This window comes from Streptomyces sp. NPDC085932, assembly GCF_044540525.1.
GTDB classification, from domain to species: domain Bacteria; phylum Actinomycetota; class Actinomycetes; order Streptomycetales; family Streptomycetaceae; genus Streptomyces; species Streptomyces levis.
In genome coordinates this window covers 108,308-133,943 of record NZ_JBITSJ010000008.1, presented here as the reverse complement: position 1 = coordinate 133,943, position 25,636 = coordinate 108,308, and the positions used below count along the sequence as shown (strand labels likewise).

At 72.8% G+C, this 25,636-nt stretch carries 25 protein-coding genes and 1 pseudogene; 13 read left to right on the top strand and 13 right to left on the bottom strand.

Annotation, left to right across the window (positions count from 1 at the left end):
* Nucleotides 1–61: 61 nt before the first annotated feature.
* The 4 genes from ACIGAQ_RS33300 to ACIGAQ_RS33285 all read right to left on the bottom strand — a co-directional run bounded on the left by ACIGAQ_RS33300 (nt 62) and on the right by ACIGAQ_RS33285 (nt 4,037).
* Nucleotides 62–685, bottom strand: coding sequence for a cytochrome b/b6 domain-containing protein (locus ACIGAQ_RS33300; RefSeq protein ID WP_311684050.1), 624 nt, complete (start codon nt 683–685; stop codon nt 62–64).
* Nucleotides 669–1,418, bottom strand: a complete 750-nt coding sequence (locus tag ACIGAQ_RS33295; protein WP_399789626.1) for a molybdopterin-dependent oxidoreductase — start codon at nt 1,416–1,418, stop codon at nt 669–671. The genes ACIGAQ_RS33300 and ACIGAQ_RS33295 overlap by 17 nt, the downstream gene beginning before the upstream one ends.
* 87 nt (nt 1,419–1,505) lie before the next feature.
* On the bottom strand, nt 1,506–3,044 hold the full coding sequence (locus tag ACIGAQ_RS33290; RefSeq protein ID WP_362278992.1) for an APC family permease: 1,539 nt from the start codon (nt 3,042–3,044) through the stop codon (nt 1,506–1,508).
* 42 nt (nt 3,045–3,086) lie between these two features.
* Nucleotides 3,087–4,037 carry a hypothetical protein gene (locus ACIGAQ_RS33285; RefSeq protein ID WP_399789623.1) on the bottom strand — a complete coding sequence of 317 codons (951 nt, stop codon included), beginning with the start codon at nt 4,035–4,037 and terminating at the stop codon, nt 3,087–3,089.
* 365 nt (nt 4,038–4,402) lie between these two features.
* Here ACIGAQ_RS33285 and ACIGAQ_RS33280 point away from each other — a divergent pair, with 365 nt between their 5' ends.
* From ACIGAQ_RS33280 to ACIGAQ_RS33265, 4 genes are read left to right on the top strand one after another with little or no spacing between them, the layout of a single operon-like run.
* Nucleotides 4,403–5,311, top strand: coding sequence for a DMT family transporter (locus ACIGAQ_RS33280; RefSeq protein ID WP_399789620.1), 909 nt, complete (start codon nt 4,403–4,405; stop codon nt 5,309–5,311).
* 41 nt (nt 5,312–5,352) lie between these two features.
* A complete protein-coding gene (locus ACIGAQ_RS33275; protein WP_311684041.1) occupies nt 5,353–5,868 on the top strand; it encodes an NUDIX domain-containing protein in 516 nt (171 codons plus the stop codon).
* Between the two features lie 37 nt (nt 5,869–5,905).
* Entirely contained in the window at nt 5,906–6,298 is a 393-nt protein-coding gene (locus ACIGAQ_RS33270) for a YidH family protein (protein WP_094055328.1), read from the top strand.
* Nucleotides 6,295–6,627, top strand: coding sequence for a DUF202 domain-containing protein (locus ACIGAQ_RS33265; RefSeq protein WP_399789616.1), 333 nt, complete (start codon nt 6,295–6,297; stop codon nt 6,625–6,627). The genes ACIGAQ_RS33270 and ACIGAQ_RS33265 overlap by 4 nt, the downstream gene beginning before the upstream one ends.
* Nucleotides 6,628–6,652: 25 nt before the next feature.
* Here ACIGAQ_RS33265 and ACIGAQ_RS33260 read toward each other — a convergent pair whose 3' ends face one another.
* On the bottom strand, nt 6,653–7,588 hold the full coding sequence (locus ACIGAQ_RS33260) for an NADP-dependent oxidoreductase (RefSeq protein ID WP_399789613.1): 936 nt from the start codon (nt 7,586–7,588) through the stop codon (nt 6,653–6,655).
* 198 nt (nt 7,589–7,786) lie between these two features.
* Between ACIGAQ_RS33260 and ACIGAQ_RS33255 the strand changes: the two genes are divergently transcribed.
* Together ACIGAQ_RS33255 and ACIGAQ_RS33250 are read left to right on the top strand one after the other, a co-directional pair.
* Nucleotides 7,787–8,821, top strand: a complete 1,035-nt coding sequence (locus ACIGAQ_RS33255) for a phosphotransferase family protein (RefSeq protein ID WP_311684034.1) — start codon at nt 7,787–7,789, stop codon at nt 8,819–8,821.
* A gap of 5 nt (nt 8,822–8,826) precedes the next feature.
* Complete coding sequence (locus ACIGAQ_RS33250; protein WP_399789610.1) at nt 8,827–10,041, top strand: acyl-CoA dehydrogenase; 1,215 nt, start codon at nt 8,827–8,829, stop codon at nt 10,039–10,041.
* A 52-nt stretch (nt 10,042–10,093) separates the two neighbouring features.
* On the opposite strand, the gene ACIGAQ_RS33245 is transcribed toward ACIGAQ_RS33250, so the two are convergent.
* Genes ACIGAQ_RS33245 through ACIGAQ_RS33235 form a run of 3 tightly spaced genes read right to left on the bottom strand, consistent with a single transcriptional unit; the run spans nt 10,094 to nt 13,150 of the window.
* A complete protein-coding gene (locus tag ACIGAQ_RS33245; protein WP_311684030.1) occupies nt 10,094–10,687 on the bottom strand; it encodes a TetR/AcrR family transcriptional regulator in 594 nt (197 codons plus the stop codon).
* 28 nt (nt 10,688–10,715) lie between these two features.
* On the bottom strand, nt 10,716–12,380 hold the full coding sequence (locus ACIGAQ_RS33240; RefSeq protein ID WP_399789607.1) for a class I adenylate-forming enzyme family protein: 1,665 nt from the start codon (nt 12,378–12,380) through the stop codon (nt 10,716–10,718).
* Nucleotides 12,377–13,150, bottom strand: coding sequence for an SDR family oxidoreductase (locus tag ACIGAQ_RS33235; RefSeq protein ID WP_399789604.1), 774 nt, complete (start codon nt 13,148–13,150; stop codon nt 12,377–12,379). Before ACIGAQ_RS33235 ends, ACIGAQ_RS33240 begins: the two co-directional genes overlap by 4 nt.
* A gap of 149 nt (nt 13,151–13,299) precedes the next feature.
* Between ACIGAQ_RS33235 and ACIGAQ_RS33230 the strand changes: the two genes are divergently transcribed.
* Together ACIGAQ_RS33230 and ACIGAQ_RS33225 are read left to right on the top strand one after the other, a co-directional pair.
* Complete coding sequence (locus ACIGAQ_RS33230; RefSeq protein ID WP_399789601.1) at nt 13,300–14,535, top strand: exo-beta-N-acetylmuramidase NamZ domain-containing protein; 1,236 nt, start codon at nt 13,300–13,302, stop codon at nt 14,533–14,535.
* Nucleotides 14,536–14,644: 109 nt separating this feature from the next.
* Nucleotides 14,645–15,961 carry a serine-threonine protein kinase gene (locus ACIGAQ_RS33225; RefSeq protein WP_399789598.1) on the top strand — a complete coding sequence of 439 codons (1,317 nt, stop codon included), beginning with the start codon at nt 14,645–14,647 and terminating at the stop codon, nt 15,959–15,961.
* A 51-nt stretch (nt 15,962–16,012) separates the two neighbouring features.
* Here the strand turns inward: ACIGAQ_RS33225 and ACIGAQ_RS33220 are convergent, their stop codons facing one another.
* A complete protein-coding gene (locus ACIGAQ_RS33220) occupies nt 16,013–18,811 on the bottom strand; it encodes a penicillin acylase family protein (protein WP_399789595.1) in 2,799 nt (932 codons plus the stop codon).
* Nucleotides 18,812–19,076: 265 nt separating this feature from the next.
* Here ACIGAQ_RS33220 and ACIGAQ_RS33215 point away from each other — a divergent pair, with 265 nt between their 5' ends.
* Nucleotides 19,077–19,679: a hypothetical protein gene (locus ACIGAQ_RS33215; RefSeq protein ID WP_311684018.1), complete on the top strand. Its 603-nt coding sequence runs from the start codon at nt 19,077–19,079 to the stop codon at nt 19,677–19,679.
* 75 nt (nt 19,680–19,754) lie between these two features.
* The gene (locus ACIGAQ_RS33210) at nt 19,755–20,468 is read left to right on the top strand and encodes a 3-keto-5-aminohexanoate cleavage protein (protein WP_399789592.1); all 714 of its coding nucleotides are present in this window, start codon (nt 19,755–19,757) and stop codon (nt 20,466–20,468) included.
* 376 nt (nt 20,469–20,844) lie between these two features.
* On the opposite strand, the gene soxR is transcribed toward ACIGAQ_RS33210, so the two are convergent.
* Nucleotides 20,845–21,327 carry a redox-sensitive transcriptional activator SoxR gene (gene soxR, locus ACIGAQ_RS33205; protein ID WP_311684013.1) on the bottom strand — a complete coding sequence of 161 codons (483 nt, stop codon included), beginning with the start codon at nt 21,325–21,327 and terminating at the stop codon, nt 20,845–20,847.
* Nucleotides 21,328–21,427: 100 nt separating this feature from the next.
* Here soxR and ACIGAQ_RS33200 point away from each other — a divergent pair, with 100 nt between their 5' ends.
* Nucleotides 21,428–21,889: a MaoC family dehydratase gene (locus ACIGAQ_RS33200; protein WP_311684010.1), complete on the top strand. Its 462-nt coding sequence runs from the start codon at nt 21,428–21,430 to the stop codon at nt 21,887–21,889.
* Here the strand turns inward: ACIGAQ_RS33200 and ACIGAQ_RS33195 are convergent.
* From ACIGAQ_RS33195 to ACIGAQ_RS33185, 3 genes are all read right to left on the bottom strand, one after another.
* Complete coding sequence (locus ACIGAQ_RS33195; protein WP_311684008.1) at nt 21,880–22,554, bottom strand: TetR/AcrR family transcriptional regulator; 675 nt, start codon at nt 22,552–22,554, stop codon at nt 21,880–21,882. The genes ACIGAQ_RS33200 and ACIGAQ_RS33195 overlap by 10 nt on opposite strands.
* An 82-nt stretch (nt 22,555–22,636) precedes the next feature.
* Nucleotides 22,637–22,888 (bottom strand): YiaA/YiaB family inner membrane protein, encoded by a 252-nt coding sequence (locus tag ACIGAQ_RS33190; RefSeq protein WP_362278980.1) that lies wholly within the window; start codon nt 22,886–22,888, stop codon nt 22,637–22,639.
* A 59-nt stretch (nt 22,889–22,947) separates the two neighbouring features.
* Nucleotides 22,948–24,099, bottom strand: coding sequence for an acyl-CoA dehydrogenase family protein (locus ACIGAQ_RS33185; protein WP_399789587.1), 1,152 nt, complete (start codon nt 24,097–24,099; stop codon nt 22,948–22,950).
* Nucleotides 24,100–24,174: 75 nt separating this feature from the next.
* On the opposite strand from ACIGAQ_RS33185, the gene ACIGAQ_RS33180 reads away from it, so the two are divergent.
* A complete protein-coding gene (locus ACIGAQ_RS33180) occupies nt 24,175–24,825 on the top strand; it encodes a TetR/AcrR family transcriptional regulator (protein WP_311684001.1) in 651 nt (216 codons plus the stop codon).
* 46 nt (nt 24,826–24,871) lie between these two features.
* Nucleotides 24,872–25,593: pseudogene (locus ACIGAQ_RS33175) on the top strand (ArsR/SmtB family transcription factor).
* The last annotated feature ends 43 nt before the right edge of the window (nt 25,594–25,636 follow it).

The window sequence follows — 25,636 nt, the reverse complement described above, 5'->3', positions numbered from 1 at the left end:
GGCGTACGGGGCGCCCCGGCGGGTGAGAGCCCGTGGGACGGGGCGCCCCCGGGGCGAAGGGCTAGTCGCGCCACAACGGGTGCTCCCTGTCCGCCCACTCCCTGCTCACGCTGCCGGTGCGCATCCCCCGTCGCGCCTCCGGATCCGCCAGGGCCATGCCGATGTGCCCGGCCAGGACGATGCCGAGGGTGAGGGCCAGCCAGTCGTGGACGAAGGTCGCGCTGGTGCGCCACAACAGGGGGGTGAGGTGCGTGAGCCACATCATCAGGCCCGTGGCGAGCATGACCACGCTCGCCCCGGCGACCCAGGCCGCGTAGATCTTCTGGCCGGCGTTGAACTTGCCCGCCGGCCGGGACGCGTGGCGTCTGTCGCGATGCAGGGCGGCGCGCAGCCAGGTGCGGTCGTGCGGGCCGAAGCGGTTGAGGCGTCCCAGGTCGGCGCGGAAGGCCCGGGAGGCCAGGCCCGCCAGCACGGGGACGGGCAGGGCGAGTCCGGCCCACACGTGCAGCGTGACGACGAGGGCCCGGCGGCCGACGAGTTCGGCGAGCTGCGGGACGTAGAGGCAGGCCGCCGTCGCCACGCAGACGCCCATCAGGACGGCCGTGGTGCGGTGGACCCGGCGCTGGGCCGGGGTGAAGCGGCGCACCTCCACCGCTGCCGGGCGCGGGTCAGCTCGTAGGCTCATCGTCGCGTCCGTTCGAGCGGCCCACCCAGGCGTCGACGTCGTAGCCGCGCTCCTCCCAGTAGCCGGGCCTGACCTCGTCGGTGACGGTGATGCCGGAGAGCCACTTGGCGGACTTGTAGAAGTACATGGGCGCCACGTAGAGGCGGACGGGGCCGCCGTGGGAGTGGCCGAGGTCCTCGTCCTGCATGCGCAGGGCGACCAGGACGTCGGCGCGGCGGGCCTGGGCGAGGGTGAGGCTCTCGGTGTACGTGCCGTCGAAGCAGGTGAAGCGGATGGCCCGGGCCGTGGGACGGACGCCCGCCGCGTCCAGGAGACGGGACAGGCGTACACCCTCGAAGGGGGTGTCCGGGACGCGCCAGCCGGTGACGCACTGGACGTCGCGGACCATGCGGGTCTGCGGGAGGGCCCTGAGGTCGGCCAGGGTGTAGGTGGTGGGACGGTCGACCAGTCCGTCGACCTTGAGGCGGTAGGTGTCGGCGTTCCTGCGCGGGACCGACGAGGCGACCGAGTAGTAGCGGAAGCCGCCGCCGTTCGGGAGCAGGCCGGTCAGGCCGGTGGGGTCCTGGTCGGCGGCGCTGCCGAGGAAGCCCTCCAGGCCGCGTTGCAGCGGGGGTGCCGCCACCACGCCGAGGGCGCCCAGGGCGAGCGTGCCGAGGAAGACGCGGCGGCCGACCGGGGTGCCCCGCTGCTCGGGGTGGTCCGTGTCCACGCCCTGATGTACGTCCGGGTTCACGTCCTCATTCGAACACCCGCGGTCCCTCCAGGACAGGGATCGCGGGTGCTCGTCAGAGTTCCGTAACCACTTCGCGTGCGGGCGGGGTCAGGACGACGCCGCCTTGTCCAGCTGGAAGGCCTCGTTGCCGAGTCCGATGCGGGCGTGCTTCTCGGGAGCGCGGGCGCGCAGCACCAGGCCGAGGAGCAGCCCGGCCACGAGGGCGAGGCCGATGACGCCGGGCAGCACCCAGCTGAGCGCGGAGCCGGGGCCGGCGCCGACCAGGACGTCGAAGTCCTTGACCGTGTAGCCGGCGATGACCAGCAGCGCGATCCCGGCCAGGGCGGAGGTGACCAGCCGCCAGGCCTGGGCACCGGCCGCGCCGCGGCGGACGAAGAAGACGACGACCGACAGGGAGGCCGCCGCCATCAGGACGATCACGCCGAGGGCGCCGATGTTGCCGAGCCAGGTGAACAGGTGCAGGACGGGGGCGGTCGGGTCGCCGACCGGCTTGTCGTCGGCGATCGCGAAGCCGCTCACGACGACCACGGCGACGACGGTCTGGAGCAGCGAGCCGGTTCCGGGGGCGCCGCTGCTGCCGCTGGTGCGGCCGAAGGCGGCGGGCAGCAGGCCCTCGCGGCCCATGGCGAAGGCGTACCGGGCGACGACGTTGTGGAAGCTGAGCAGCGCGGCGAACATGCCGGTGACGAACAGGACGTGCAGGACGTCCGTGAAGGTGGCGCCCAGGCGCGACTCGGTGAGGAAGAACAGCAGCCCGGCGCTCTGCTTCTGCGCCGTGCCGACGATCGCCGCGGGGCCGGTGGCGACGGTCAGGGCCCAGCTGCTCAGCGCGAAGAAGACGGCGACCCCGCCGACGGCGAGGAACATCACGCGCGGCACCAGCACGTGCGGGCGGCTGGTCTCCTCGGCGTAGACCGGAGCCTGCTCGAAGCCGAGGAACGCGGCGATGCAGAAGCACAGCGCGGTGCCGACGCCCGCACCGGTGAGGGTGTCGGGGTTGAAGGCGTGCAGCGACAGGCCCTGGGTGCCGGGGTCGGCCAGGGCCGCGACGTCGAAGATCACCACGAGGAGCACCTCGATGGCCAGCAGGACCCCCAGCACGCGGGCGTTGACGTCGATCTTCAGCCAGCCCAGCAGTCCGACGGCGAGCGCGGCCACGAGGGCCGGTATCCACCAGGCGACCTCGATCTCGGCGTAGGTGGCGAGGAGCCCGGAGACCTCGAAGCCGAGGATCCCGTAGATGCCGATCTGGAGCGCGTTGTAGGCGACGAGGGCGACCAGGGCGGCGCCCGCTCCGGCGGTACCGCCGAGGCCGCGGGAGATGTAGGCGTAGAAGGCGCCCGCGTTGTGGACGTGGCGGCTCATCTCGGCGTAGCCGATGCTGAACAGGATCAGGACCACGCCCAGGAGCACGAAGAGCAGGGGCTGGCCGACGATGCCCATCACCGCGAATGTCGTGGGCATGACACCGGCGACGACCATCAGCGGTGCGGTCGCGGCGAGCACGGACAGCAGCAGGCCGCCGGTGCCGAGCCGGTCGGCGCGCAGGGCCCGCTCCTGCCCCTTGAACGTACTGATGCCGCCACCTGGGGCGGAGGTGCTCGTGCGCGAACTGTCCGTGGTCATCGGGAGGGCGTCCTCACTGGTGGGAGACGGGGATACGGGGGATCAGGCCGTGCCGAGCGCGCCGGCGCGGGCGGCGGCGAAGGCGGTGTGCGGGTCGCGGTCCGGGTACGACCAGGGCGCCGGGGTGGCGTGGGGACCGATGCGGTGGAACAGGGCGGCGGCCTCGGCACCCCGTCCCTCGCAGAACTTGGCGTGGGCGAGGAAGTTGAGGTCGATCAGCCGCCGCGGATGCCCCTCCAGCTCCCACTCCAGCCACCAGTCGAAGGCGGCCTTCATCACCTGCCGGGCACGGCGGCCGGTCCAGTGGCCGGAGGCGGCCGGGTCGGCGGACTCGTGCCCGGCGGCGGCCAGGGCGCGGTAGCGCTCGGCGTGGGCGATGACCGGCAGGATCGCTAGCGGGGAGTCGGCGGGGGCCTGTTCGGCGGCCCAGTTGGCGAAGTCGTAGACCTCGTGCAGGGGGTCGGGCCCGGCCTCCGTGCGGCGGCCGGCGAGGCGGGCGACCATCAGGTGGTGGGCGTGGTGGTGGTCGGCGTACCGGGCGCGGACCTGCTCGAAGGTCCGGACGACGTCCTGGTCGGTGCCGACCGCGCACTCCAGCATGAGCAGCCCGAGCCAGGGGGTGGGGTCGGCGGGGACGCGGGCGGCGGCCTCCCGGCAGGCCTCACGGGCGCGGGCGGGTTTGCCCTTGCCCTGCAGGACCCGCCGGACCTGGGCCACGGCGAGCAGCACCGGGGCGTCGGCGGACTCGGGTTCGGCGAGCAGCCACTCCCCGGCCCAGGCTGCCGTGTAGGACTCGCGGGCCAGGACCGCGACGCGGTGGCCGCGGCGGTCCCAGTCGTCGCCGGTGTGGACCAGCAGGGAACGGGCGTTCTGCCAGCGGCCCTGCGCCAGGGCGGCGCGCGCGGTCACCAGATCGGCGTCGTCGAGGGCCTCGTCGAAGGCCTGCGCCGCACGTCTGCGGCCACGGCCGAGGGGAGGCGGGGGTGGGGACACCGCGGGACTTCCTCACGCGCTCTTCTTGTGTTTCGGCTCACGGTGGTCGTCGGCGCGCGGGATGTGCGCACCGCCATGAACTGATCACGCACAGCCAACCCCGTGCCAACGCTTGCCGTCAAGGCCCGCCGTCGCGTTACACGCGTCAACTACCGTTGCCCGTGAGGGCCTTGTGATCAATGAGACGCCTGGTGACCAGGTGACCGGCGGCCGTTTTATCCGTTTCGCCCTTTGTGACGTACGTCATAGCGCGGGCGGACAGCGGCCCCGACGATGACAGGACGTACGGGCGCGCCGGGCTGAGCCGGCCGGTACAGTCGGCCCCTACGCCATCGTGACCCGACCTGACGATCGAGGTACACCGCGTGTCGGTTCTTGTCCTGGCGCTCGCCCTCGGCGCCGCCTGCTGTCTCGGCTTCGGCTTCGTCCTGCAGCAGAACGCGGCCCAGCGGGCCCCGCTGAGCGACTTCCTCTCCTTCCGGCTGCTGCTCGACCTGGTCAAGGTGCCCCGCTGGCTCGGCGGCATCGGGCTGATGGTGGTCGGCATGGCGCTGGGCGCAGCCGCCCTCGGACAGGGCGAGCTGTCGCTGGTGGAGCCGCTGCTGGCCACGAACCTGCTCTTCGCGCTCGCGCTCTCCCGCAAGCAGTCCGGGCAGCCGCTGGGCCGCCAGGGCTGGGCGGGTCTGCTGCTGCTCGCGGGCGGCGTCACGGCGTTCATCGTGGCCGGGCAGCCCGAGGGCGGCACGGCCACGGCCGATCCGGTGCGGCAGTGGCTGATCATCGGCGTGATGATCGGGCTCGCCCTGCTCCTCACGGCCCGCGGCCGGCGCTCCCGGCTGGGTTCCGGTCCGGTGCTGCTGGCCCTGGCCGCCGGGCTGCTCTACGGGGTGCAGGACGCACTGACCCGGGTGAGCGGGCAGAAAGCCGCCGAGGGCGGCCTGGCCGAGCTGCTGACCGGCTGGCAGCCCTACGCGGTCCTGGCGCTCGGCGTGACCGGGCTGGTCCTCGTGCAGAGCGCCTTCGAGACGGCGTCCCTGCGCAAGTCGCTGCCCGCGCTGACCGCGGCCCAGCCGCTCGCCGGGATCATCTGCGGCGTCGGCTTCCTGGGCGACCGGCTGCGCACCGACGTGGTGGCGCTGACCTGGGAGGCGGGCGGTCTCGCGGCCGTCGTCGCGGGGATCGTGCTGCTGGGGCTGCACCCGGCGCTGCCGACGGGGTCGGCGGCGCGGCCCGCGCGGGCCGCCACACCCGCCGTGAGCCCGGCCTCCCCCTGACGGTCCTGCCCCCGCTCCCCCGCCCCTGCTTGGATGTGGGTATGAGCGCTGCTGACGAGATCCTCGACATCGTCGACGAGCACGACCGGGTCGTCGGGCGGTCCGCCCGCGGTGCGGCCTACGCCCGGGGCCTGCGGCACCGCTGTGTGTTCGTGCTGGCCAGAGACGGTGAGGGCCGGATCTTCGTGCACCGCCGGACGCCGACCAAACTGGTCTTCCCCTCCCTGTACGACATGTTCGTCGGCGGCGTCGTCGGCGCGGGCGAGGCCTACGACACGGCCGCCCTGCGCGAGGCCGAGGAGGAGCTGGGCGTCAGCGGCCTGCCGGACCCGCGATTCCTCTTCAAGTTCCTCTACGACGACGGCGCCGGCCGCAGCTGGTGGTCGGCGGTGTACGAGGTGCGCTGCGAGCTGCCCGTACGGCCGCAGGCCGAGGAGGTCGCCTGGCACGACTTCCTGCCCGAGGACGAGGTGGAGCGGCGCCTGGCCGACTGGGAGTGGGTGCCGGACGGGCTCGCGGCGTACGAACGGCTCAGGGCGTTCCGGGCGACGGGCTGACGCCGCGGGCGATCCCGCCCCGGGTAGGGTCGCGCACGTGATCGAGTTCGTACGGAACGTCCGGTTGTGGTTCGCGCCCGCCGAGGTGCGGCGGGACGGCGAGACGCCGGACTACCGGTTCTCGCTGGCGAACGAACGCACCTTCCTCGCCTGGCTGCGCACCGCGCTCGCGCTGATCGGCGGCGGCTTCGCCGTGGACCAGTTCCTGCCGGACCTGCGCTGGGGCTGGCGGGTCGGGCTGGCGCTCGCGCTGCTCGCCGCGGGCGTGCTGTGCTCGCTGCGGGCGGTCAACCACTGGGTGCGCTGCGAGCGGGCGATGCGCCGGGGCGAGGACCTGCCGGTGTCCCGGTTCCCCGCGCTGCTGAGCCTCGTCGTGGCGGTCGTGGCCGTCGCCATGGTCGTCGTGGTGCTCGTGGGATGGGAGGGATGAGCCCGCCGGCGGTCCGGCGGGGTCCCGAGCGCGACCCCGGGCTGCAGCCGGAGCGGACCCGGCTCGCCTGGCGGCGTACGACACTGTCCGGCACGGTCGTCGCCGTGCTCGCCGTGAAGACCACGCTGCACGGCGGGGCGTCGGCGGCCGGGATCGTGGCGTGCGCGCTGTGCTGTGCGCTCTGGCTCGGGGTGCTCGTCATCGCCCACCGCCGGATCCGCGTGCTCGCGGCGTCGCCGGGTCCCGCGGCGTTCGCGCCCCGGCACGCCGCCGCGGCGGTGCTGTGCACGGTGGCGATGGCGGTGTGCGGTGCGACCCTCGTCCTCTAGGCCGTGTCCGCAGGCGCCGCGCTCCTCACCGGCCCTGGTCCACCGTGACGACGATCTTGCCGCGGGTGCGGCCCTCCTGGTTCAGGCGGTGCGCGTCCGCCGCCCGCTCCAGCGGAAACGTCTCGTCGACGTGCACGCTCACCACGCCCTGCTCCGCCAGGTCGGACAGCCGGCGCAGGTCCTCGGCGTCGGGGCGGACGAAGTAGTAGCGGCCGCCGTAGTTCACCACCTCGTTGTCGGCGATGGACACCAGCCGGCCCTCCGGGGCCAGCAGGTTCGCGGAGACCTTCAGGGCGTCGCCGCCGACCGTGTCGAACACCGCGTCCACGCCCTCGGGCGCCAGGCCCCGCACCCGCTCGCCCAGACCCTCGCCGTACGTCACCGGCTCCCCGCCCAGGCCCCGTACGAAGTCGTGGTTCCGCTCGCCGGCCGTACCGATCACCCGCGCCCCGAGGTGGACGCCGAGCTGCACGGCGATCGAGCCGACGCCGCCGGCCGCCGCGTGCACCAGCACGGTCTCGCCCCGCTTCACTTCGAGCACCTTGCGCAGCACCTGGTAGGCGGTGAGTCCCACCAGGGGCAGGCCGGCCGCCTCCTCCCAGGTGAGGTTGCGCGGCTTGCGGGCGAGGGTGCGCAGCGGCGCGGCCACGTACTCGGCGAAGGTGCCGCGCGAGAGGAAGTCCTCCCGGACGTAGCCGATGACCTCGTCGCCGACGTCGAACTCCGAGACGGCCACCCCGGGGCGGACGACGACACCCGAGAGGTCCCAGCCGGGCACCACGGGGAAGACGGGGGCGAGGATGCCGGCCAGGTAGCCCTCGCGGGCCTTCCAGTCGACGGGGTTCACGGCCGCCGCCCGCACCTTCACCAGCACCGCGTCCGGGCCGACGACCGGGTCGCGCACCTCCCCGAACGCCAGCACCTCGGGTCCGCCGTACCGTGAGTAGCTGATCGCCTTCATGGGTTCGACCCTCACGGCTCGGCGGGTGGCACGCAAGCCGGATGGCCTGAACGAACCGGCCGGAAAGCGCCCCGAGCCCCGCCGGGACCGCCGTCGGCCTATCGTGGCTCCGATCACGTTTCGGCCCGGCTCTGGACGACATACCGACCGGTCGGCATCATGAGTCGGGAACTGTTCACCTGCCCGTAGGAGCGACGCATGAGCCCCGACCACCCGCCCGGACTCGATCTCGACCGGCTGCGCGGCCTGCTCGACCGCGAGCGCCCCGGCCTGGTCGACGGCCCGCTGTCCGGCCGGCTGATCGAGGGCGGACGGTCGAACCTCACCTACGCGGTGACCGACGGTACCGACCGCTGGGTCGTACGGCGGCCGCCGCTCGGCCACGTCCTGGCCACCGCGCACGACATGAAGCGCGAGCACCGGGTGATCAGCGCACTGCACCCGACCGCCGTGCCGGTGCCGCGGCCGGTGCTGCTGTGCGAGGACGAGGAGGTGCTCGGGGCGCCGTTCTACGTCATGGAGTTCGTCGAGGGCACGCCCTACCGCACCGCCGACCAGCTCCTCCCGCTCGGTGCGGAGCGGACCCGGGGCGCGGTGCTGAACCTGGTCGACACGCTGGTGGAGCTGCACGCGGTCGACCCGGGCGCGGTGGGTCTCGCCGACTTCGGGCGGCCCGAGGGCTTCCTGGACCGGCAGCTGCGGCGCTGGGGCAAGCAGCTGGACGCCTCCCGCAACCGCGACCTGGACGGCATCGACGAGCTGCACGCCGCGCTCGGGCGGGAACTGCCCCGCTCCCCCGCCCCGGCCGTGGTGCACGGCGACTACCGCCTGGACAACGTGCTGATCGGCGAGGACGACGCGATCCGGGCGATCCTCGACTGGGAGATGTCGACCCTGGGCGACCCGCTCACCGACCTCGGCCTGCTGGTGATGTACAGCATGCCGCTCGGCATGCCCGAGTCGCCCGTCTCGACCACCGCCGAGGCGCCCGGGCACCCCTCGCCGTCCGAACTCATCGAGCGGTACGCCGCGCGCTCGGGGCGCGACGTCTCCGCCGTCTCCTGGTACACGGCCTTCGCCTGGTTCAAGCTCGCCGTGATCCTGGAGGGCATCCACTACCGCTACACGCTCGGCCAGACGGTCGGGCGTGGCTTCGACCGCATCGGCGACCTCGTGCCCGTCTTCGTCCGGCACGGACTGACCACGCTCAACGAAGGCCTCCAGGAGGGCTGATCCGTATGGACTTCGCTTTCGACGCGCGCACCGAAGAGCTGCGCGCCAAGCTCCTCGCCTTCATGGACGAGCACGTCTACCCGGCCGAGGCCGTGGCGCACGAGCAGCGCGAACGGCTCGCGTCCCCGTGGGAGAACCCGCCCGTGGTGGAGGAGCTGAAGGCCGAGGCGCGCAGGCAGGGCCTGTGGAACCTGTTCCTTCCGGACTCCGAGTACGGCGCCGGGCTCACCAACCTGCAGTACGCGCCCCTCGCCGAGATCATGGGCCGCTCGCCGCAGCTGGCGCCGACGGTGACGAACTGCGCGGCGCCCGACACCGGCAACATGGAGGTGCTCACCCAGTTCGGCGACGAACAGCAGCGCAAGCAGTGGCTGGAGCCGCTGCTGGCCGGTGAGATCCGCTCGGCGTTCGCGATGACCGAGCCGGACGTGGCCTCCTCCGACGCCACGAACATCACGACCCACATCGAGCGGGACGGCGACGAGTACGTCATCACCGGCCGCAAGTGGTACATCTCCGGGGCCATGCACCCCGACTGCAAGATCTTCATCGTGATGGGCAAGACCGACCCGGACGGGGAGGACATCCGGCGCCAGCAGTCCATGGTGCTGGTGCCGCGTGACACCCCGGGCGTCACGATCAAGCGGGCGATGCAGGTGTTCGGCTACGAGGACCACTACCACGGCGGGCACGCCGAGGTGATCTTCGACGGGGCGCGCGTGCCGGTGTCGAACCTCGTCGGCGAGGAGGGCGGCGGCTTCGCGATCGCCCAGGCGCGGCTCGGGCCGGGACGGATCCACCACTGCATGCGGCTGATCGGCATGGCCGAGCGGGCGATCGAGCTGATGTGCCGGCGGGCGGTGTCGCGCCAGGCCTTCGGGAAGGCGCTCGCGCAGCAGGGCGTGGTGCACAACTGGATCGCCGACGCGCGGGTGACGGTGGAGCAGCTGCGGCTGCTGGTGCTGAAGACGGCGTGGCTGATGGACACGGTGGGCAACCGCGGGGCGCACACCGAGATCCAGGCGATCAAGATCGCGACGCCGCGGGCGGTCGTGGAGATCCTCGACCGGGCGATCCAGCTGCACGGAGCGGGTGGCGTGAGCCAGGACTTCCCGCTGGCGGAGCTCTACGCGGGGGCGCGGACGCTGATGATCGCGGACGGTCCGGACGAGGTGCACCAGCGCTCGCTGGCCCGGCGGGAGCTGAAGCGGTACGTGTGAGAGGGCGGGTTCAGGGGGCTGCGCCCCCTGAACCCCACCCGGCCCGCGAGCGTTACGGGCGCAGGGCTCTGACCAGCAGGTCGGCCAGGTGGTCGGCGACCTCCTGGGGGCTGAGCGGGCCGTCGGGGCGGTACCACGTGGACAGGTGGTGGACGGAGCCGAAGTGGTAGTCCACGACCAGGTCCGCCGGGGTCGCCTTGGAGAAGACGCCCGTCTGCTGGCCCTCCTCGATCAGCGCGCGGAAGCGCTCGTGGTAGCGGCGGCGCTCCGCGCGCACCTGCTTGTTCTTCTCGGGACTCAGGTGGTGCATCGACCGCCAGAAGATCATCGCGTCGTCGAGGTTGTCGATCGTCGTCACCACGACGTCCGCCGCCGCGGCCCGCAACCGCTTCTCGACCGGTTCGTCCGCGCCCGCGACCGCGTCGAGACGCTCCTGCTGGATGCGCAGCACGCGCGCGTACACCTCGTGCAGCAGGTCGTCCTTCGAGCCGAAGTAGTGGTACAGCGCCCCTTTGGTGACACCGGCCGCCTCGACAATCTCCTGCACCGAGGTGCGGTCGTAGCCCTGCTCGGCGAAGAGCCGGGTGGCGGCGGCCAGGAGCCGCTGAGGGACGGGAGTGCCGTCCGGGTCCGTGGTCCTGGGCACTGCCGCCACCTGCCTTTCCGTACTGCTGTCAGTTGTCGTGCGTCCGGGAACGGAGTTCCCGACGGAGGATCTTCCCACTGGCCGTCTTCGGCAAGTCCGGCAGGATCTCCACCTGGCGCGGGTATTTGTAGGCGGCCAGTCTCTCCTTGCAGTGGGCGGCGAGCGCATCCGGGTCCGTCTCGGCGCCCGGGCGCAGGCTGATGTACGCCTTGACGGTCTCGCCGCGGTACCCGTCGGGCACGCCCACCACGGCGGCCTCCCGCACGGCCGGGTGCGTGTAGAGCACGTCCTCGACCTCGCGCGGCCACACCTTGAAGCCCGACGCGTTGATCATGTCCTTCTTGCGGTCCACGACGTACAGCCAGCCCTGCTCGTCCATGAAGCCGATGTCGCCGGTGCGCAGCTCGGCCCCGGGGAAGGTCTCGGCGGTGGCGTCGGGGCGGCGCCAGTAGCCGGGCACCACCTGGGGACCGCTCACGACGATCTCGCCCTGCTCGCCGAAGGGCACCTCCTCGCCGGTGTCGTCGACGATCCGGACGACCGTGTCGGGGCCGGGCAGCCCCACGGCGAGCGTCCCGGAGACCGGATCGACGGGCGCCTCCAGACCGGGTGGTACGGAGGCGCAGGGCGCGGTGCACTCGGTCAGTCCGTAGCCGTTGCGGATGTACGGGCCGAAGCCCGCCCGGAACTTCTCGACCAGCGCCGGGGGCAGCGGGGCGCCTCCGGAGGAGATCACCCGGAAGGAGGAGAAGTGGTCCCGGGTGACGTCCGGGTGCGCGGTCAGGGCCATGAAGGCCGTGGACGGGCCCACCGTGTAGTGCGGCCGGTGCTCGGCGAACGCGTCGAGGACGACGCCCGCCTCGAAGCGGTAGGCCAGCACGAGCGTGCCAGCGCTGTTCAGGCAGGCGCCGAACTGGCAGACCATGCCGGTGATGTGGAACAGCGGCGCCAGCGCGAAGTACACGGGGCGCTCGGGCAGGCCGAGGCCGGTCCGCTGCCGCTCGGCGTTGTACATGATGTTGCGGTGCGTGTTGGTGGCGCCCTTGGGCGTGCCGCTGGTGCCCGAGGTGTAGCTGATCAGGGCGGTACCGGCCGGGTCGGGGTCCCGGCCCTCGGGCGGCCGGTGCCCGGCCCGCGCGACGGCCACCAGGTCGTCCGCGTCCGGGGCCTGCGGCAGGCGCTCGAAGGTCAGCACGCGCGCGTCGCCCCGGGTCTGGAAGTCCAGCTCGCAGGCGGTGAGCACGATCCGCACCGGCGAGCCGGCCGCCGTCTCGCGCAGATACGACTCCCAGGCCCGGTCCGAGCAGATCAGCGCGGCCACCTCGCCGTCACGCAGGACGTGGGCCACCTCTCCCGACTTGTACATCGGGTTGACGGGCACGACGACCGCGCCCGCCTTCCAGGCGCCGAGCACGGCGAGCACGAAGTGCGGGGAGTTCTGCAGCAGCACCGCGACCCGGTCGCCGCGCTCGAGCCCGCGCGCGGCCAGGTGCCCGGCGACGGAGTCGCTGAGCTCGTCGGCCTCGCGGTAGGTCAGCCGGCCGTCGAAGTAGGCCAGGAAGCCGGCGTCCGGTGTCTCGGCCGCCACCCGGCGCAGGGCGTGCACCAGGGAGCCGTCGGGGTCGATCGCGCCCTTCTGTGCGTCGCTGAGCAGGGCGAGCCAGGGCTTGGCGGCGTAACGGGAGCCGGTCACCGGGTGGCCTCCCACTGCTGCTGGAGGCGGTTCATGCCGGACAGCCACCGGTCGGGCTCACCGGCCCGGGCCTGGTAGTAGGCGGCGACCTCGGGGTGCGGCAGGATCAGGAAGCGGTCGTCCGCGATGCCCTGGAACAGGGCGTCCGCGACGTCCTCCGGCTCGATCGCGGTCGGCTGGAGCACCAGGTCGCCGGCGCTGCCGGTCGCGGCCAGCATGTCGGTGCGCACGCCCTGCGGGCAGATGGCGTGCACCTTCACGCCCCGGTGCCGGTAGGTCAGCGACAGCCACTCGGCGAAGGCGAGAGCGCCGTGCTTGGTGACGGCGTAGGGCGCGGCCCCGATCATGGTGAGCAGTCCGGCGGCCGAGACCGTGGAGACGAACCGCCCGTTCCCGCGCTCCAGCCAGTGGGGCAGCAGGGCGTGGGCGGCCCGGACGTGGGCCATGACGTTCACGTCCCAGGAGGCGGCCCAGCCCGTCTCGTCCAGCGGCGCGTCCGCGTCGCCGCCGCCGAAGGCGACACCGGCGTTGGCGCAGTAGACGTCCACGGTCCCGTCGAGCGCGTCCAGGGCGTCGGCGACGATCGCCGAGGCGTCGCCGGCGACGGCGATCCCGCCGATCTCCTCGGCGACGCGCTTGGCGCGCTCGGCGTCCAGGTCGTTGACGACGACCCGGGCCCCTTCGTCGGCGAACCGCCGGGCGAGCGCGGCTCCGATCCCGCCCCCGGCTCCCGTGACAACGACGCCCGACCCCTGAAAGGCTCCCACCATCGGTCTCCTTAAGACGCGGCTCAGCAACAGGCCCAGACTAACCGGTCGGTATGTTTCAAGGAAGGGGGCGGCGCAGCACCCTAGGGGCGCGAGGAACTGCGCGACCAGCCACGACGAACCGGAACAAAACGGATCACGGAGGCCCCTGCATGCGCCCTTCCAGACGAGCCGTCCTCACGGCAGCCGCCACGGCCGCCGTCTCGGCAGCGCCCACCGCCGCCGCGGCCCCGCCCCACCAGCGGCTCCGCACCGGCTTCGACCGGCTCGCCCGTGACGGCTACGCCCTGCTCCAGAACCAGAAGGTCGGCGTCGTCACCAACCCCACCGGCATCACCCGCGACGCCCGCCACATCGTCGACGTGATGCACGCGGACGACCGCGTCGACCTCACCGCCGTCTTCGGCCCGGAGCACGGCTTCCGCGGCACCGCCCAGGCCGGCGGCTCCGAGGGCCGCCACGACGACCCGGCCACCGGACTGCCCGTCTACGACACCTACCTCAAGAGCGGCCGTCCGCTCGCGGACGTCTTCACCGCCTCCGGCGTGGACACGGTCGTCTTCGACATCCAGGACGTCGGCGCGCGGTTCTACACGTACATCTGGACCCTGTACGACTGCATGGAGGCGGCGCAGCTCGCGGGGAAGCGGTTCGTGGTCCTGGACCGGCCGAACCCGGTGACCGGCCGGGCGGCCCTCGGGCCCGTCCTGCACCGGGAGTTCGCGACGTTCGTCGGACGGCAGCCGATCTCCCAGGCGCACGGCATGACCGTCGCGGAGCTGGCGCGACTGTTCAACGGGGAGTTCCTGACCGAGCCCGTGCCGCTGGAGACCGTGACGATGTCGGGCTGGAGGCGCTCCGACTTCTACGACGCCTCCGGGCTGCCCTGGGTGCCGCCGAGCCCCAACATGCCCACGCCGGAGACGGCCCTGGTCTACTCCGGGACGTGCCTGTTCGAGGGCACCAACCTGTCGGAGGGACGTGGCACCACGCGGCCGTTCGAACTGCTCGGCGCGGAGGGGATCGACCGGCACTGGGCGGCCGCGGCGAACGAACTCGCCCTGCCCGGTGTCCGGTTCAGGGAGGCGTACTTCGCCCCCACCTTCTCCAAGTTCCAGGGGAAGACCGTCGGCGGGGTGCAGCTCCATGTGCACGACCGGGCGGCCTTCGACCCGGTGCGCACCGGGATCGGGCTGCTGGTCACCGCCAAGCGGGGCTGGAGCGGCTTCGCCTGGCGGCCGGACCACTGGATCGACAAACTCACCGGCAGCACGCTCGTGCGCACGATGATCGACGCGGGCGCGGACACCGACGAGGTGGTCGCCGGGTGGCAGGAGGAGCTCGCGGCGTTCCGCAGGACCCGGCGGAAGTACCTCCTCTACCGCTGAGCGATCGGCCGGTCGCCCCCGATGTGTCCGTGACGTATGGCCAATCCCGCCCGTCGGCAGGACGATGCGCCCACATCGCGGCGTCACCCGGGGGACGAGGGGGCCTGTCATGGCGGATCCGGCGATGCGTGTGAGTCCCTACTGGGAGCTGACGTTCGACGCGGACGGGGATCCGCTGGGACGCGCGCGCGACCGGCTGCTCGCCGGGGTGCGCGAGCGGAAGGTGCGCGACCTGATCGTCTTCGCGCACGGCTGGAACAACGACCGTTCGGGCGCGAGACGCCTCTACGACCGCTTCCTCGCGCCCGTGCCGCGGCTGGCCCCGGCGGCCCGGATCGGCTGTGCCGGGGTGCTGTGGCCGGCGATGCGGTTCTCCGACGAGCCCATCCCCGACTTTCCGCGGGCCGTCGCCGCCGGGGCGCCCCGGCGGCCGGTCCTGGACAAGGACACCCGGCACGCGCTGCTGGAGACGTTCCCGGGCCGGGCGGTCCTGGTCGAGCAGATCGCCCGGCTGCTGGAGCAGCAGCCGCCGGAGGAGGCCGAACTGGAGGAGTTCGGGCGGCTGGTGCGCCTGCTGGTGGAGGTGGTGGCGCCCGGGCCGCAGGAGCTGTTCGCCGCCGACACCGTGGCGGAGGGCGTGCCGCAGAGCGAGCCGGAGATGTTCGCCGGCTCCTCGGCGGCGGCCTGTGCGGAGTTCGCTCGGGCGCTGGCGGATCCCGCGTCCGACGGGGAGCGGCGCGACCTGCGGATCCCGAACCCCTGGGACGGTGCCCACGAACTGCTGCGGCAGGCCACGTACTACGCGATGAAGCGGCGCGCGGGCACGGTCGGCGAGCGCGGTCTGGGCCGGGTCGTCGGGCAGCTCGCCGAGAGGGCGCCGGAGGTGCGCGTGCACCTCGTGGGCCACAGCTTCGGCGCGCGGCTGGTGTCGTTCGCGCTGCGCGGACTGCCCGAGGGCGTACGCACGGTGAAGTCGGTGACGCTGCTCCAAGGGGCCTTCTCGCACTACGCGTTCGCCGCCCGGCTGCCGCACGACCCCCGGGCCGGAGGAGTCCTCCAGGGACAGCAGAACCGCGTCGACGGGCCCCTGGTGTGCTGTCACTCCCGGTACGACACGGCCCTGGGAACGATGTACCCGCTGGCCTCGCGCATGGCGGGCGACAGCCGGTCGGTCGCCGGCCCGGCCGTCCGGCGGGCCCTGGGCGCCCGGTGGGGCGCGATGGGGTACGGCGGGATCGCAGCCGTACCGGGCACGCGCGCGTACACCCTCGCCGAGGCCCTGCGGGCGGGGCTGCCCGCCTCGGGGTGCGTGAACGTCGACGCGTCGGCGGTGGTCCGGCGGGGCGGCCCGCCGGCCGGCGCGCACGGCGACATCCTGCACGAGGAGCTGGCCCGGCTGGTCCTGGCGGCGGGCCGCGTCCGCTGACCCGCCGCCGGACGGTACGTCACCCCGTACGGCACTCCGTACCCGGTGTGCTCACCGGTGCGAGGTGAACTCCACGACCTGCTGGTAGGTGGGCCGGTTCTGCCAGCTGATCGGGCGGTGCTTGATGCCGCCGAGGGTGCGGTGATTGATCGAGTCGGCGCACCACTGGTCGCCGGCCGCGCACACGTCGTCGCCCGGATAGACCTGGGCCATGGTCTTCCCGGCCGCCTCCTTCAGCGTGCGGAGAAGGGTGTCCCGGCAGGCGCCGAGGCTGCCGTCGCCGCAGTACGCGCGGGCCAGCGGGCCCTTCACCTGTTCACCGAGGACGGCCCGGATGTCCTTGTCGACGTAGCTCCACCAGCCGTACTGGAAGGAGCTCCCGGCGTGCGAGCCGGTCGGGCCGTGCGCGGCCGACGGGGACTCGTCGACGGGCAGGTTGGCGGTCATGGCCCGGTACAGCCCGCTGCCGAGGCCGGGTTCGAACTCGGCCCTGACCAGCAGCGGCCACCAGGCGTCCAGGATGCGGATCGCGTCGGCGTCGGCGTACGTGCGGGAGCCGGCGGAGGTCTCGGTGCGCTTGCCCCCGGCGGCCACCCAGGCCTGCAGCCTGCTCACGGCGGCCGCCGCGGCGGGGTCGGTGACCGGCGAGGCGGTGACGACCTTCAGCAGTCGGGGCAGGACGTCCTCGGCGCGCAGGTCGGTGAGCCCGGCGTCCGCCATGGCCTTGACCAGCGAGGCCCGGGTCACCCCGCCCTGCCGGACCAGCTCGCGCACCCGGTCGTCCAGGAGGTTGCCGCGGTGCACGGAGCCGTTGCCCCAGGGCGCGGTCGTGTAGTCCTTGGCCTGCTTGTTGTTCCAGGAGACGTAGTAGTCCTGGTCGACGGAGTGCGGGTGCGCGGAGGGCGGGGTGTAGTCGGCGGTGTTGGTCGCCGGCTGCCAGCCGCGCCACTCGTACGCGGGCCGTGCCCACACCGGGAACTCGGCGTCGACGCCGCTCGCGCGGACCGGGTTGTCGCCGCTGTTGTAGTACGCGGTGTGCTCGGAGTCGGCGTAGAACCAGTTGAAGGTGTAGTTGATGTGCCGCACCGCCTCCTGGAAGTCCTCCGGGCCCTTGACGTGGTCCGGGTCGTTCAGCATCTGGAAGCCGATGATGGAGTCGGCCTCGTGCAGGAAGGACGAGCGCAGGGTGGTGTAGGCGACCTTCTTGCCGCCGACCGTGGCGCGGTACTCCACGGGCCCGTACTTCGTTCGCCACACGCGCATCGTGTAGGAACCGGCCGCGGTGCCGTCGGCGACCGTGGGCTTCCAGGCGTTCTTCTGCTCGACCTTCTCCATCGGGGTGCAGGTGCCGCGGTAGAGGTAGTGGTGGTCGTCCTGGCACAGTTCGACGGCGTAGGTGTCGATGATGTCCTGGCCCGAGGTCGTGGCGCTCCACGCGTAGTCCTGGCCGCGGCCGAGTTCGACGTAGAAGCTCAGCCCGGCGAAGGAGGCGCCGCGGGCGCTGATGCCCGGGCCCTGGATCTCCTGGAGCAGCAGCAACTGCGGGGCGAAGTAGCCGGTCTGGGGGCCGAACACGGCGACGGGGTGCCCACTGGCGGTGTGCTTCCCGCTGACCACGAGGGCGTTGGACATGCCGCGCTTCGCGGACGACAGGGCCGTCCGGGCCGCCTCTCCGGAGGCGCCGGTGGCGGCGGACGTCGTGGCGCTGCCGGTGCGGTCGTACACCAGCGGCTCCGCGCGCACCGAGCCGGCGTCGGGCAGGGCGGTGCCCTGCGGGGCGTCGGGCCGGGTGGCGTAGGGGAAGCTGCCCGTCTGCTGGGTGAGGACGGCCTCCGGGTCGTTGCGCATCCGGAAGGACTCCCAGACGCGGGTGCCTTCGGCGACGCCGTACTTCTCCTGGGCGGCCAGGAGGGAGAGGGCGTTGTTGACCTCGCCGCCCCCGCCGGAGCCGAACAGGGCGCCGATGACCGAGGCGAGCGCCACCAGGTCGGTGATCTTGAAGTGTTCTATCTTCCCGGCGTTGGTGATTGAGTCCTTGTGCCCGGTCAGCACGTACTCACCGGGGAAGTAGCGGCCGCTGTCGGAGGCGTCGATGTAGGCGTTGATGCCGTCGAGGTAGGCCTTGGCGTCGGCGAGGGCCTGTCGGCCGCGTTCGCCGTTCGTGGCCACGGCGTTGTCGATCTGCGCCTGCAGATCCGCCTCGGTGTACGGGGCGTGCCGCCAGAACTGCTGCTCCAGCCCCTGGTTGGAGGGCGCGCCGCCAGCGAAGGAGGTCAGCTGTCCCCGCCCGACGTGCCGGAAGACGTCCATGAGCCACAGGCGGTCCTGGGCCGCCGCCCAGCCGGCGCCGAACTCGGTGCCGTACCGGGTGGTGCCGGTGATGTGCGGCACGCCGGTCTTCTTGTCCCGGACGATCGTCACGTCACCGCGCCCGGCGGGCTTGACTGTGGAGGCGACCTGGTTCGCCGGGACACCGAAGGACGCGTCGTTGAAGAAGGTGTTGATCTTGTCGTTGGTGAGGCCGGGGTGGCCCTTGGCGAGGTCGTTGTAGGGCCCGAGCTGGTCCTCGGCGTGCTCGGGCTGGGTGCCGAAGGCCTGGTTGAGGAGGATCTGGGCGAGGGTGGCGTTGCCGTTCTGGCCGGGCGGGAGGATGTCCGAACACTGGTTCCCGCAGTGGTCGTTCGCGGCCGCCGCGACCTGCGGAGGCGCGGTCCCGGCGGCCGCCGCGGGGGCGATCGGCGACAAAAGACCCGCGATCAGGGCGCATACGGAGGCGGTCTTCAGGAACCCGGGGATTCCGCGGGGAGTTCTCAGTCTGTGGAGGACGGTGCGTGGGTGACGCCGTGGCATGGGGACTCCTCCCGACGTGGGGTGGGCGGGATGTTACCGCCGGTATCCCCGCCTTTGAAGGTGAACAAGCGTCACTTTCGGAAGTCAGCACAACAGGCACAGGGATCACGGCAGTCGACAAGCGGGCCTCGTCGGACGGCTTATGGAGGGCATTTGAAATCGGATGGAGCCGATTCGCTTGTCGATACGTCTATTCGGCGACGTCCTTACGACGACGCCGAAGTGACCGGATGTACAGGTGCAGGTGTGACGGAGGTGCAGGACGATGGCCGGTTTCCGGAGTCTGGCGAGACAGGTCCGCGATCCGCGGTGCGATCTGGCCTTGCGGCGTTATTCGCTGCGCAAGTGCCTTGAGAGGTTCGCGCCTTACGGACACAGGGCGACCTGGGACCATCTGTGCTCCCGGGCAGGGTTCGGTCCCGAGGACCGCTCCCCCGATCCGGTGCGGCTCGTGGCCGCACTGGACGAACTGGAGGAGGCCCGGGCGGTCTGGCTCGCCTACGAGGTCGAGTTCGCCGAGCGCCGCAAGAAGGAGAAGCACGACGGGCTGCGCAGGCCCGGCAGCGTGGACGACTGGCACCGGCTGACCTGGGGCGGTTTCGGTGTGGCGTGGTGCGACGATCCGGCGGTCCATCCCCGTGAACCGCTGGCCGAGGTACTGCGCCGGCTGATCGCCGCGCTGGAGCGCGAACCGGGTTCGAACTGCCCCGTGTGCGACGGGGAACGACTCGCCTGGAAGTACGACCTGGATCACGAACCCTCGGCGGGTCCGGTCTGCACGGACTGCGGAATCCTGGTGCCGCGTCCCGTGCTCACGCCCGAAGCCCTGGCGGACGCCAGGCGGGCGAGGCTGCTGGTGTCGGCTTGACGGATGCGGGTGCGCGGGGGGTGCGCCGGGGATGCCGCACCCCCACTGTCGGTGGGGACTGGCACCATCGACGGCATGGTGCAGGTATGTCTGAACGGTCCGCGGACGGCCGCTGACGGTACGGCGGTGCCGCTGACGCCGGAGGCGATGGCCGCCTCCGCCGCGGCCGCCGTCGCGGCCGGGGCCACGGACGTCCACGTTCATCCCAAGACGCCGTGCGGGCGGGACACGCTCTCGCCGCGGGTGCTGGCGGAGACGCTGACGGCGATGCGTTCGCGCGTGCCGGTGCCGGTGGGCGTGACCACCGGGGCGTGGGCCGAACCGGATCCCGCCGCGCGGCTCGACCGGATCCGGGGCTGGACGGTCCTGCCGGACCACGCCTCGGTCAACTGGCACGAGCCCGGGGCGGAGGAGATCGCCGCCGCGCTGCTCGACCTCGGGGTGGGCGTGGAGGCGGGCATCTGGTCGGGCACGGACGGGGCACGGCGGTTCGCGTCCTCACCGCTCGGGCCGAGGGTGCTCAGGGTTCTGGCCGAGGTGACGGACACGGAGCCTTCCACGGCGGTGGCCTCGGCCCGGGGGTTGCTGTCCGAGCTGGGGTCCGCGCACGGCCGGCCCGTGCTGCTGCACGGGGAGGACGGGGGCGCGTGGCCGGTGCTGCGACTGGCGGGCGAACTGGGGCTGGCCACGCGGGTGGGGCTGGAGGACGTCCTGGTCCTGCCGGACGGCCGACGGGCGGGGTCCAACGCGGAGTTGGTGGCGGCGGGGCTGGCGCAGTACGGCCATTGACGGGCCGGGGCGTCGCTGCCGGGGCCGAGGCGCCGCGCGACCCGGCGGGACGGGGCACCGCTGCGCCCATCCCCCCCAAGCTCTCGACTTCGCTCGAGCAGGGGGGACCCCCATCGCCCCAGGCGGCACGCATGCCCGCAGCCGAGCGGACCGGCACGCGCCGGCGCCCGCCGGCGCCCGCAAGGGGACGTGCCGGGGGCCGCCCGCAGCTCAGCGGGAGCGCGCCCGCACCCGCCGGACGGCGCAAGGGGCCGTGCCGGGGGGCGTCCGCCGCAGCGGTTGGCGCGTCAACAGACAGTCGGTCGGCACGCAAACGATCGCGCCGGTCCGAGGACGGGGACGGGCACCCTCCGGCGCGGCCCATCCACCCCGCCGCCTAGGCGTCCCGCGCACCCCCGCCGCCATTGCGTTCCACCATCAGGCGGGAGCCGGCACGGCGTTCGCCGAAGACGTCGCCCGGGTTGGACAGGACGCACGTGTCGAGGGAGAGGCAACCGCAGCCGATGCAGTCGGTGAGGTGGTCCCGCAGCCGGTTCAGCTGCTTGATGCGCTCGTCCAGCTCCGAGCGCCACGCCTCCGACAGATGCGCCCAGTCCTCCCTGGTCGGCGTCCGCTCCTCCGGCAGCTGCGCCAGCGCCTCGCGGATCGTCGCCAGCGGGATCCCGACCCGCTGCGCGGCCCGGATGAACGCGACGCGCCGCAGCGTGTCACGGGAGTACCGACGCTGATTGCCCGCCGTACGCCGGCTGCTGATCAGCCCCTTGGACTCGTAGAAGTGCAACGCGGACACCGCCGCCCCGCTGCGCGCCGACAGCTGCCCGACCGTGAGTTCGTGGATCTTCTCTGGAATCTGAGGCACCCCTCGAACCCTACCCAGTCCGTTGACACAGCCCTCGCGGCCGACCATGCTAAGCAGTCGCTTAGAAGAGCGAGCTCCCCGCACGAGAGGTCTGGAAGACATGGCACAGCCGAGGATCTTCACGTCCGTCGACGACCTGAAGTCGGCGGTCGGCGAGCAACTGGGGTACACCGACTGGCTCGACATCGACCAGAAGCGGATCGACCTCTTCGCGGAGGCCACCGGCGACCACCAGTGGATCCACGTCGACCCGGAGAAGGCCGCCGCGGGCCCCTTCGGCACGACCATCGCGCACGGCTATCTGACCCTGTCGCTGCTCCCCCTCTTCGGCCCCCAGCTCATCTCCGTCGAGGGCGTGAAGATGGGCGTCAACTACGGCACGAACAAGGTCCGTTTCCCCGCCCCCGTGCCCGTCGGCTCCCGCCTGCGCGCCACCGCGACGATCACCGGCGTCGACGACGTCCCCGGCGGCGTCCAGGTGAGCGTCGCCTTCACCGTGGAACGCGAGGGCGGCGACAAGCCCGTCTGCGTCGCCGAGTCCGTCTCGCGCTACTACGTCTGAGGCTCCGCCGGAACCGCCGGCGCGGCCGACGCGGCGCCGGCACCCGCCGCCCCCACCATCCGCAGCACGAGGTCGGCGTACAGCTCGCCGACCTCCTCCGGCGTGCGCGGCCCGTCCAGGCTGAACCACCGCGCCACGTCGATGCACAGCGACAGCACCGCCAGCGTCGTCCCGTGCACGTCGATGACCTCGAACTCGCCCGAGCGCGCGCCCTCCTCGATGATCCCGCGCACCTCCGCGTCAACCTGCCGCCGCAAGCCGAGGATCTCGGCGCGGGCGTCCGGGCCGAGCGAGTCGAGTTCGTACTGCACCACCCGCGCGGTGGTGCGCCCGCCCGCGTGCCAGCGCACGAAGGAGCTGACCGCGTCGGCGAGCCGCTCGGTCGGGCTGCCCTCGCGGCGGGACGCCGTCCGCAGGATCTCCAGGGCCTTCTCGTGCCCGATCCTGCTGATGCGGTGGAGCAGCTCTTCCTTGGTCTTGTAGTGGATGTAGAGCGCGGCCGGGCTCATCCCGGCCCGGCCCGCGATGTCCCGGGTCGTCGTGGCGTGGTAGCCGCGCTCGGCGAAGGCCTCCACTGCGGCGATCAGCAACCGCCGCGCCGCGTCGGGCGTGACCTCGCCCCACGCCTGCGCCTCGCCGCCGGCCGTCTCCTCCGCCGTACTCATCACTCGCCCCTCTCCACTGACAGGGGCACCACCATACCGCCGAAGGTGAGCGGGCGCTTAGCGCAGCCGCCCGGGAGCTGCCTCAGTGTTTGTCGAAGGGGGTGTACGGCGACGCCTGCGCGGGCCCGTCCTGCCGGTCCCGGATCACCTTGGCCAGCGTGAAGGAGGAGGTGACGAGGTAGAGCACGGCGATGGCGAGGAAGCCCCGCACCCAGGCGTCGGCGCTCAGCTGGTAGATGCCGATCGCGGTGGCCGCCATGGCGACGGCGAAGGAGGCGACGGCCTGGCCGTAGAAGGCGGCCGTGTTCTGCTGCTTGCCCGGTGTCTCACTCATGGCGACAGCTTCGGGCCGACGGGGCCCGCGCACATCCGTCGACGTACTCAGGCACCTACTCAGAACGCCGAGACTCCCGTCAGCGCCCGCCCGATCACCAGCTTCTGGATCTGGCTCGTGCCCTCGTACAGGGTCATCACACGGGCGTCCCGCAGCAGCTTGCCGGCCGGGTACTCGTCGATGTAGCCATAGCCGCCGAAGACCTGCAGCGCGTTGTTGGCGGCGCGGACGGCCGCCTCCGAGGCGAACAGCTTGGCCTTGGACGACTCGACGGCGAACGGCTGCCCCCGGTCGATCAGATCCGCGACCCGCCAGGTCAGCAGGCGGGCCGCGTCGACGTCCACGGCGATGTCGCTGATCAGTTCCTGGACCAGCTGGTGGTGGGCGATGGTCTTCCCGAACTGCTCGCGCTCGCCCGCGTACCGCACGGCCGCGTCCAGGGCGGCCTGGGCTATGCCGACGCAGCCCGCCGCCACGGACATCCGCCCCTTGGCCAGTGCCGACATGGCCACCGAGAAGCCCTTGCCCTCCGCTCCGAGCATCGCGGAGGCCGGGACGCGCACGCCCTCCAGGACGAGTTCGGCGGTGGCCTGGCCGCGCAGCCCGAGCTTGCCGTGCAGGGTGCGGCGGGTCAGACCGGGGGTGTCGGCGGGGACGAGGAAGGCGGAGACGCCCCGGTGGCCGGGGGCGTCCGTGGAGCGCGCGAAGAGCAGGACGACATCGGCCCAGGTGCCGTTGGTGATGAACATCTTGGTGCCGTCGACGACGTACTCGTCGCCGTCCCGCACCGCCCGCGTCGTGAGGTGACCGGCGTCCGAGCCCGTGCCCGGTTCGGTCAGGCCGAAGCAGCCCACCGACGCACCCGAGGTGAGCCCGGGCAGCCATCGCCGCTTCTGCTCCTCGTTCCCCCAGGCGGCGATCGTCTTGGCGACCAGGCCGAGCGAGACGGAGACGATCCCGCGCACCGAGGAGTCGCCCCGGCCCAGCTCCTCCGTCACCAGGCAGTACGCGAGGTGGTCACCGCCACAGCCGCCGTACTCCTCGTCGATCGTCAGGCCCAGGAAGCCGACCTCGCCGAGCTTCTTCACGATCGACCGGTCGACCTCCTCGGCGCGGTCCCAGGCGACGGCGTGCGGGGCGATCTCGCGCGCCACGAAGTCCCGGGCGAGCTGCCGTACGGCGGTCTGCTCCTCGCTGAGCTCCAGGTTCACCACTAGCCACCCCTCGGAAACGGCGCGAACTCCGCATTTAAATTAGCACTGCTAGTTTCTGTCGGCAGCCCTACTATGTGCGCCATGGCCCGACCGCGCAAGCCCTTGCTCAGCACCGACCGGATCGTCGAGACGGCCCGCGCGCTCGTTGACGCGGAGGGCCTCGCGGCCGTCTCCACCCGCCGCCTCGCCGCCGAACTGGGGGTCAGCGGGCCCTCGCTCTACAACCACTTCCGCACCAAGGACGAGATCCTGGAGGCGGTCGCCGACTCGGTGAGCGGTCAGGTGGACCTGTCGATGTTCGAGGACGGCCGGGACTGGCGGACCGCGCTGCACGACTGGGCGGTCTCCTACCGGGCCGCGCTGCGCGACCATCCGAACATCGTGCCGGTGCTGGCCTCGGGTCCCGGCAGGCGCCCGGCGGGCCTGCGCCTCGCGGACGCGGTCTACGGCGCGATGGTGGCGGCGGGCTGGCCACCGGCCCAGGCCACCTCCATCGGGGCGCTGATGCGCTACTTCGTGATGGGCTCCGCCCTCGGCTCCTTCGCGGGCGGTTTCGTGGACGACGCGAGCGCCTACGACCCCGCCGACTACCCGCACCTGCAACAGGCCCACCTCCTCGCCGAGCAGCAGGAGAAGATCGACGAGCGGGCCTTCGAGACCGGTCTGACGGCGCTGCTGGACGGGCTGGCCCGCCAGTACGAGCAGGTGCGCCGGAGCGCGTAGCCGTCCCGGCGGGACACTTCGGCCCCGGCCGAAGGATCCGTGTCCCATGCTGGGGAGCATGACGACGAGGGACCCGCAGGCCACGGCACTGGCCCGGCTCGCCGCGCTGGTCGCCGACGAGACCCGGGCCACGTGCCTGCTCGCGCTGCTCGACGGGCGCGCCTGGACGGCGGGCGAGCTCGCGCGCCACGCGGGGGTCGCCGCCTCCACACTCAGCGAGCACCTGAGCAGGCTCGTGGCGGGCGGACTGCTCGCCGAGGAGCGGCAGGGCCGGCACCGGTACGTCCGGCTGGCCGACGCGCGGGTCGCGCAGCTGATCGAGGACCTGGCGGCGCAGGTCGCGCCGGAGAGTGCGGTACGGCCGCGGAACCTGCGCGAGTCGAGTGCCGGTTCGGCGATGGCCCGGGGCCGCACCTGCTACGACCATCTCGCCGGACGGCTCGGCATCGCGGTCACGGACGCGCTGACGGCCCGGGGCCGCTCGTGCAGGAGACCGGGTTCGCGCTCACGGACGCGGGGCTCGCCTGGTTCGCCAGGGCCGGGATCGGCCTCGACCGGCGGGGGCGGCGGCCGCTGGCCCGGGCCTGCCTGGACTGGACCGAACGCCGGCCGCATCTCGCGGGCGTGGCGGGCGCGGCCCTGTGCCGGCACGCCCTGGAGACCGGGTGGTGCGTGCGCATCGGCTCGGAGCGGGCGGTGAAGGTGACGGCGGCCGGTGAGCGGGCCCTGTCCGACCTGCTGGGCGTCGAGCCCGCCGCCCTGCGCTGACCCCCGGTGCCCGTCGCACCGGCCCGCCGGTGCACCGCCCCGC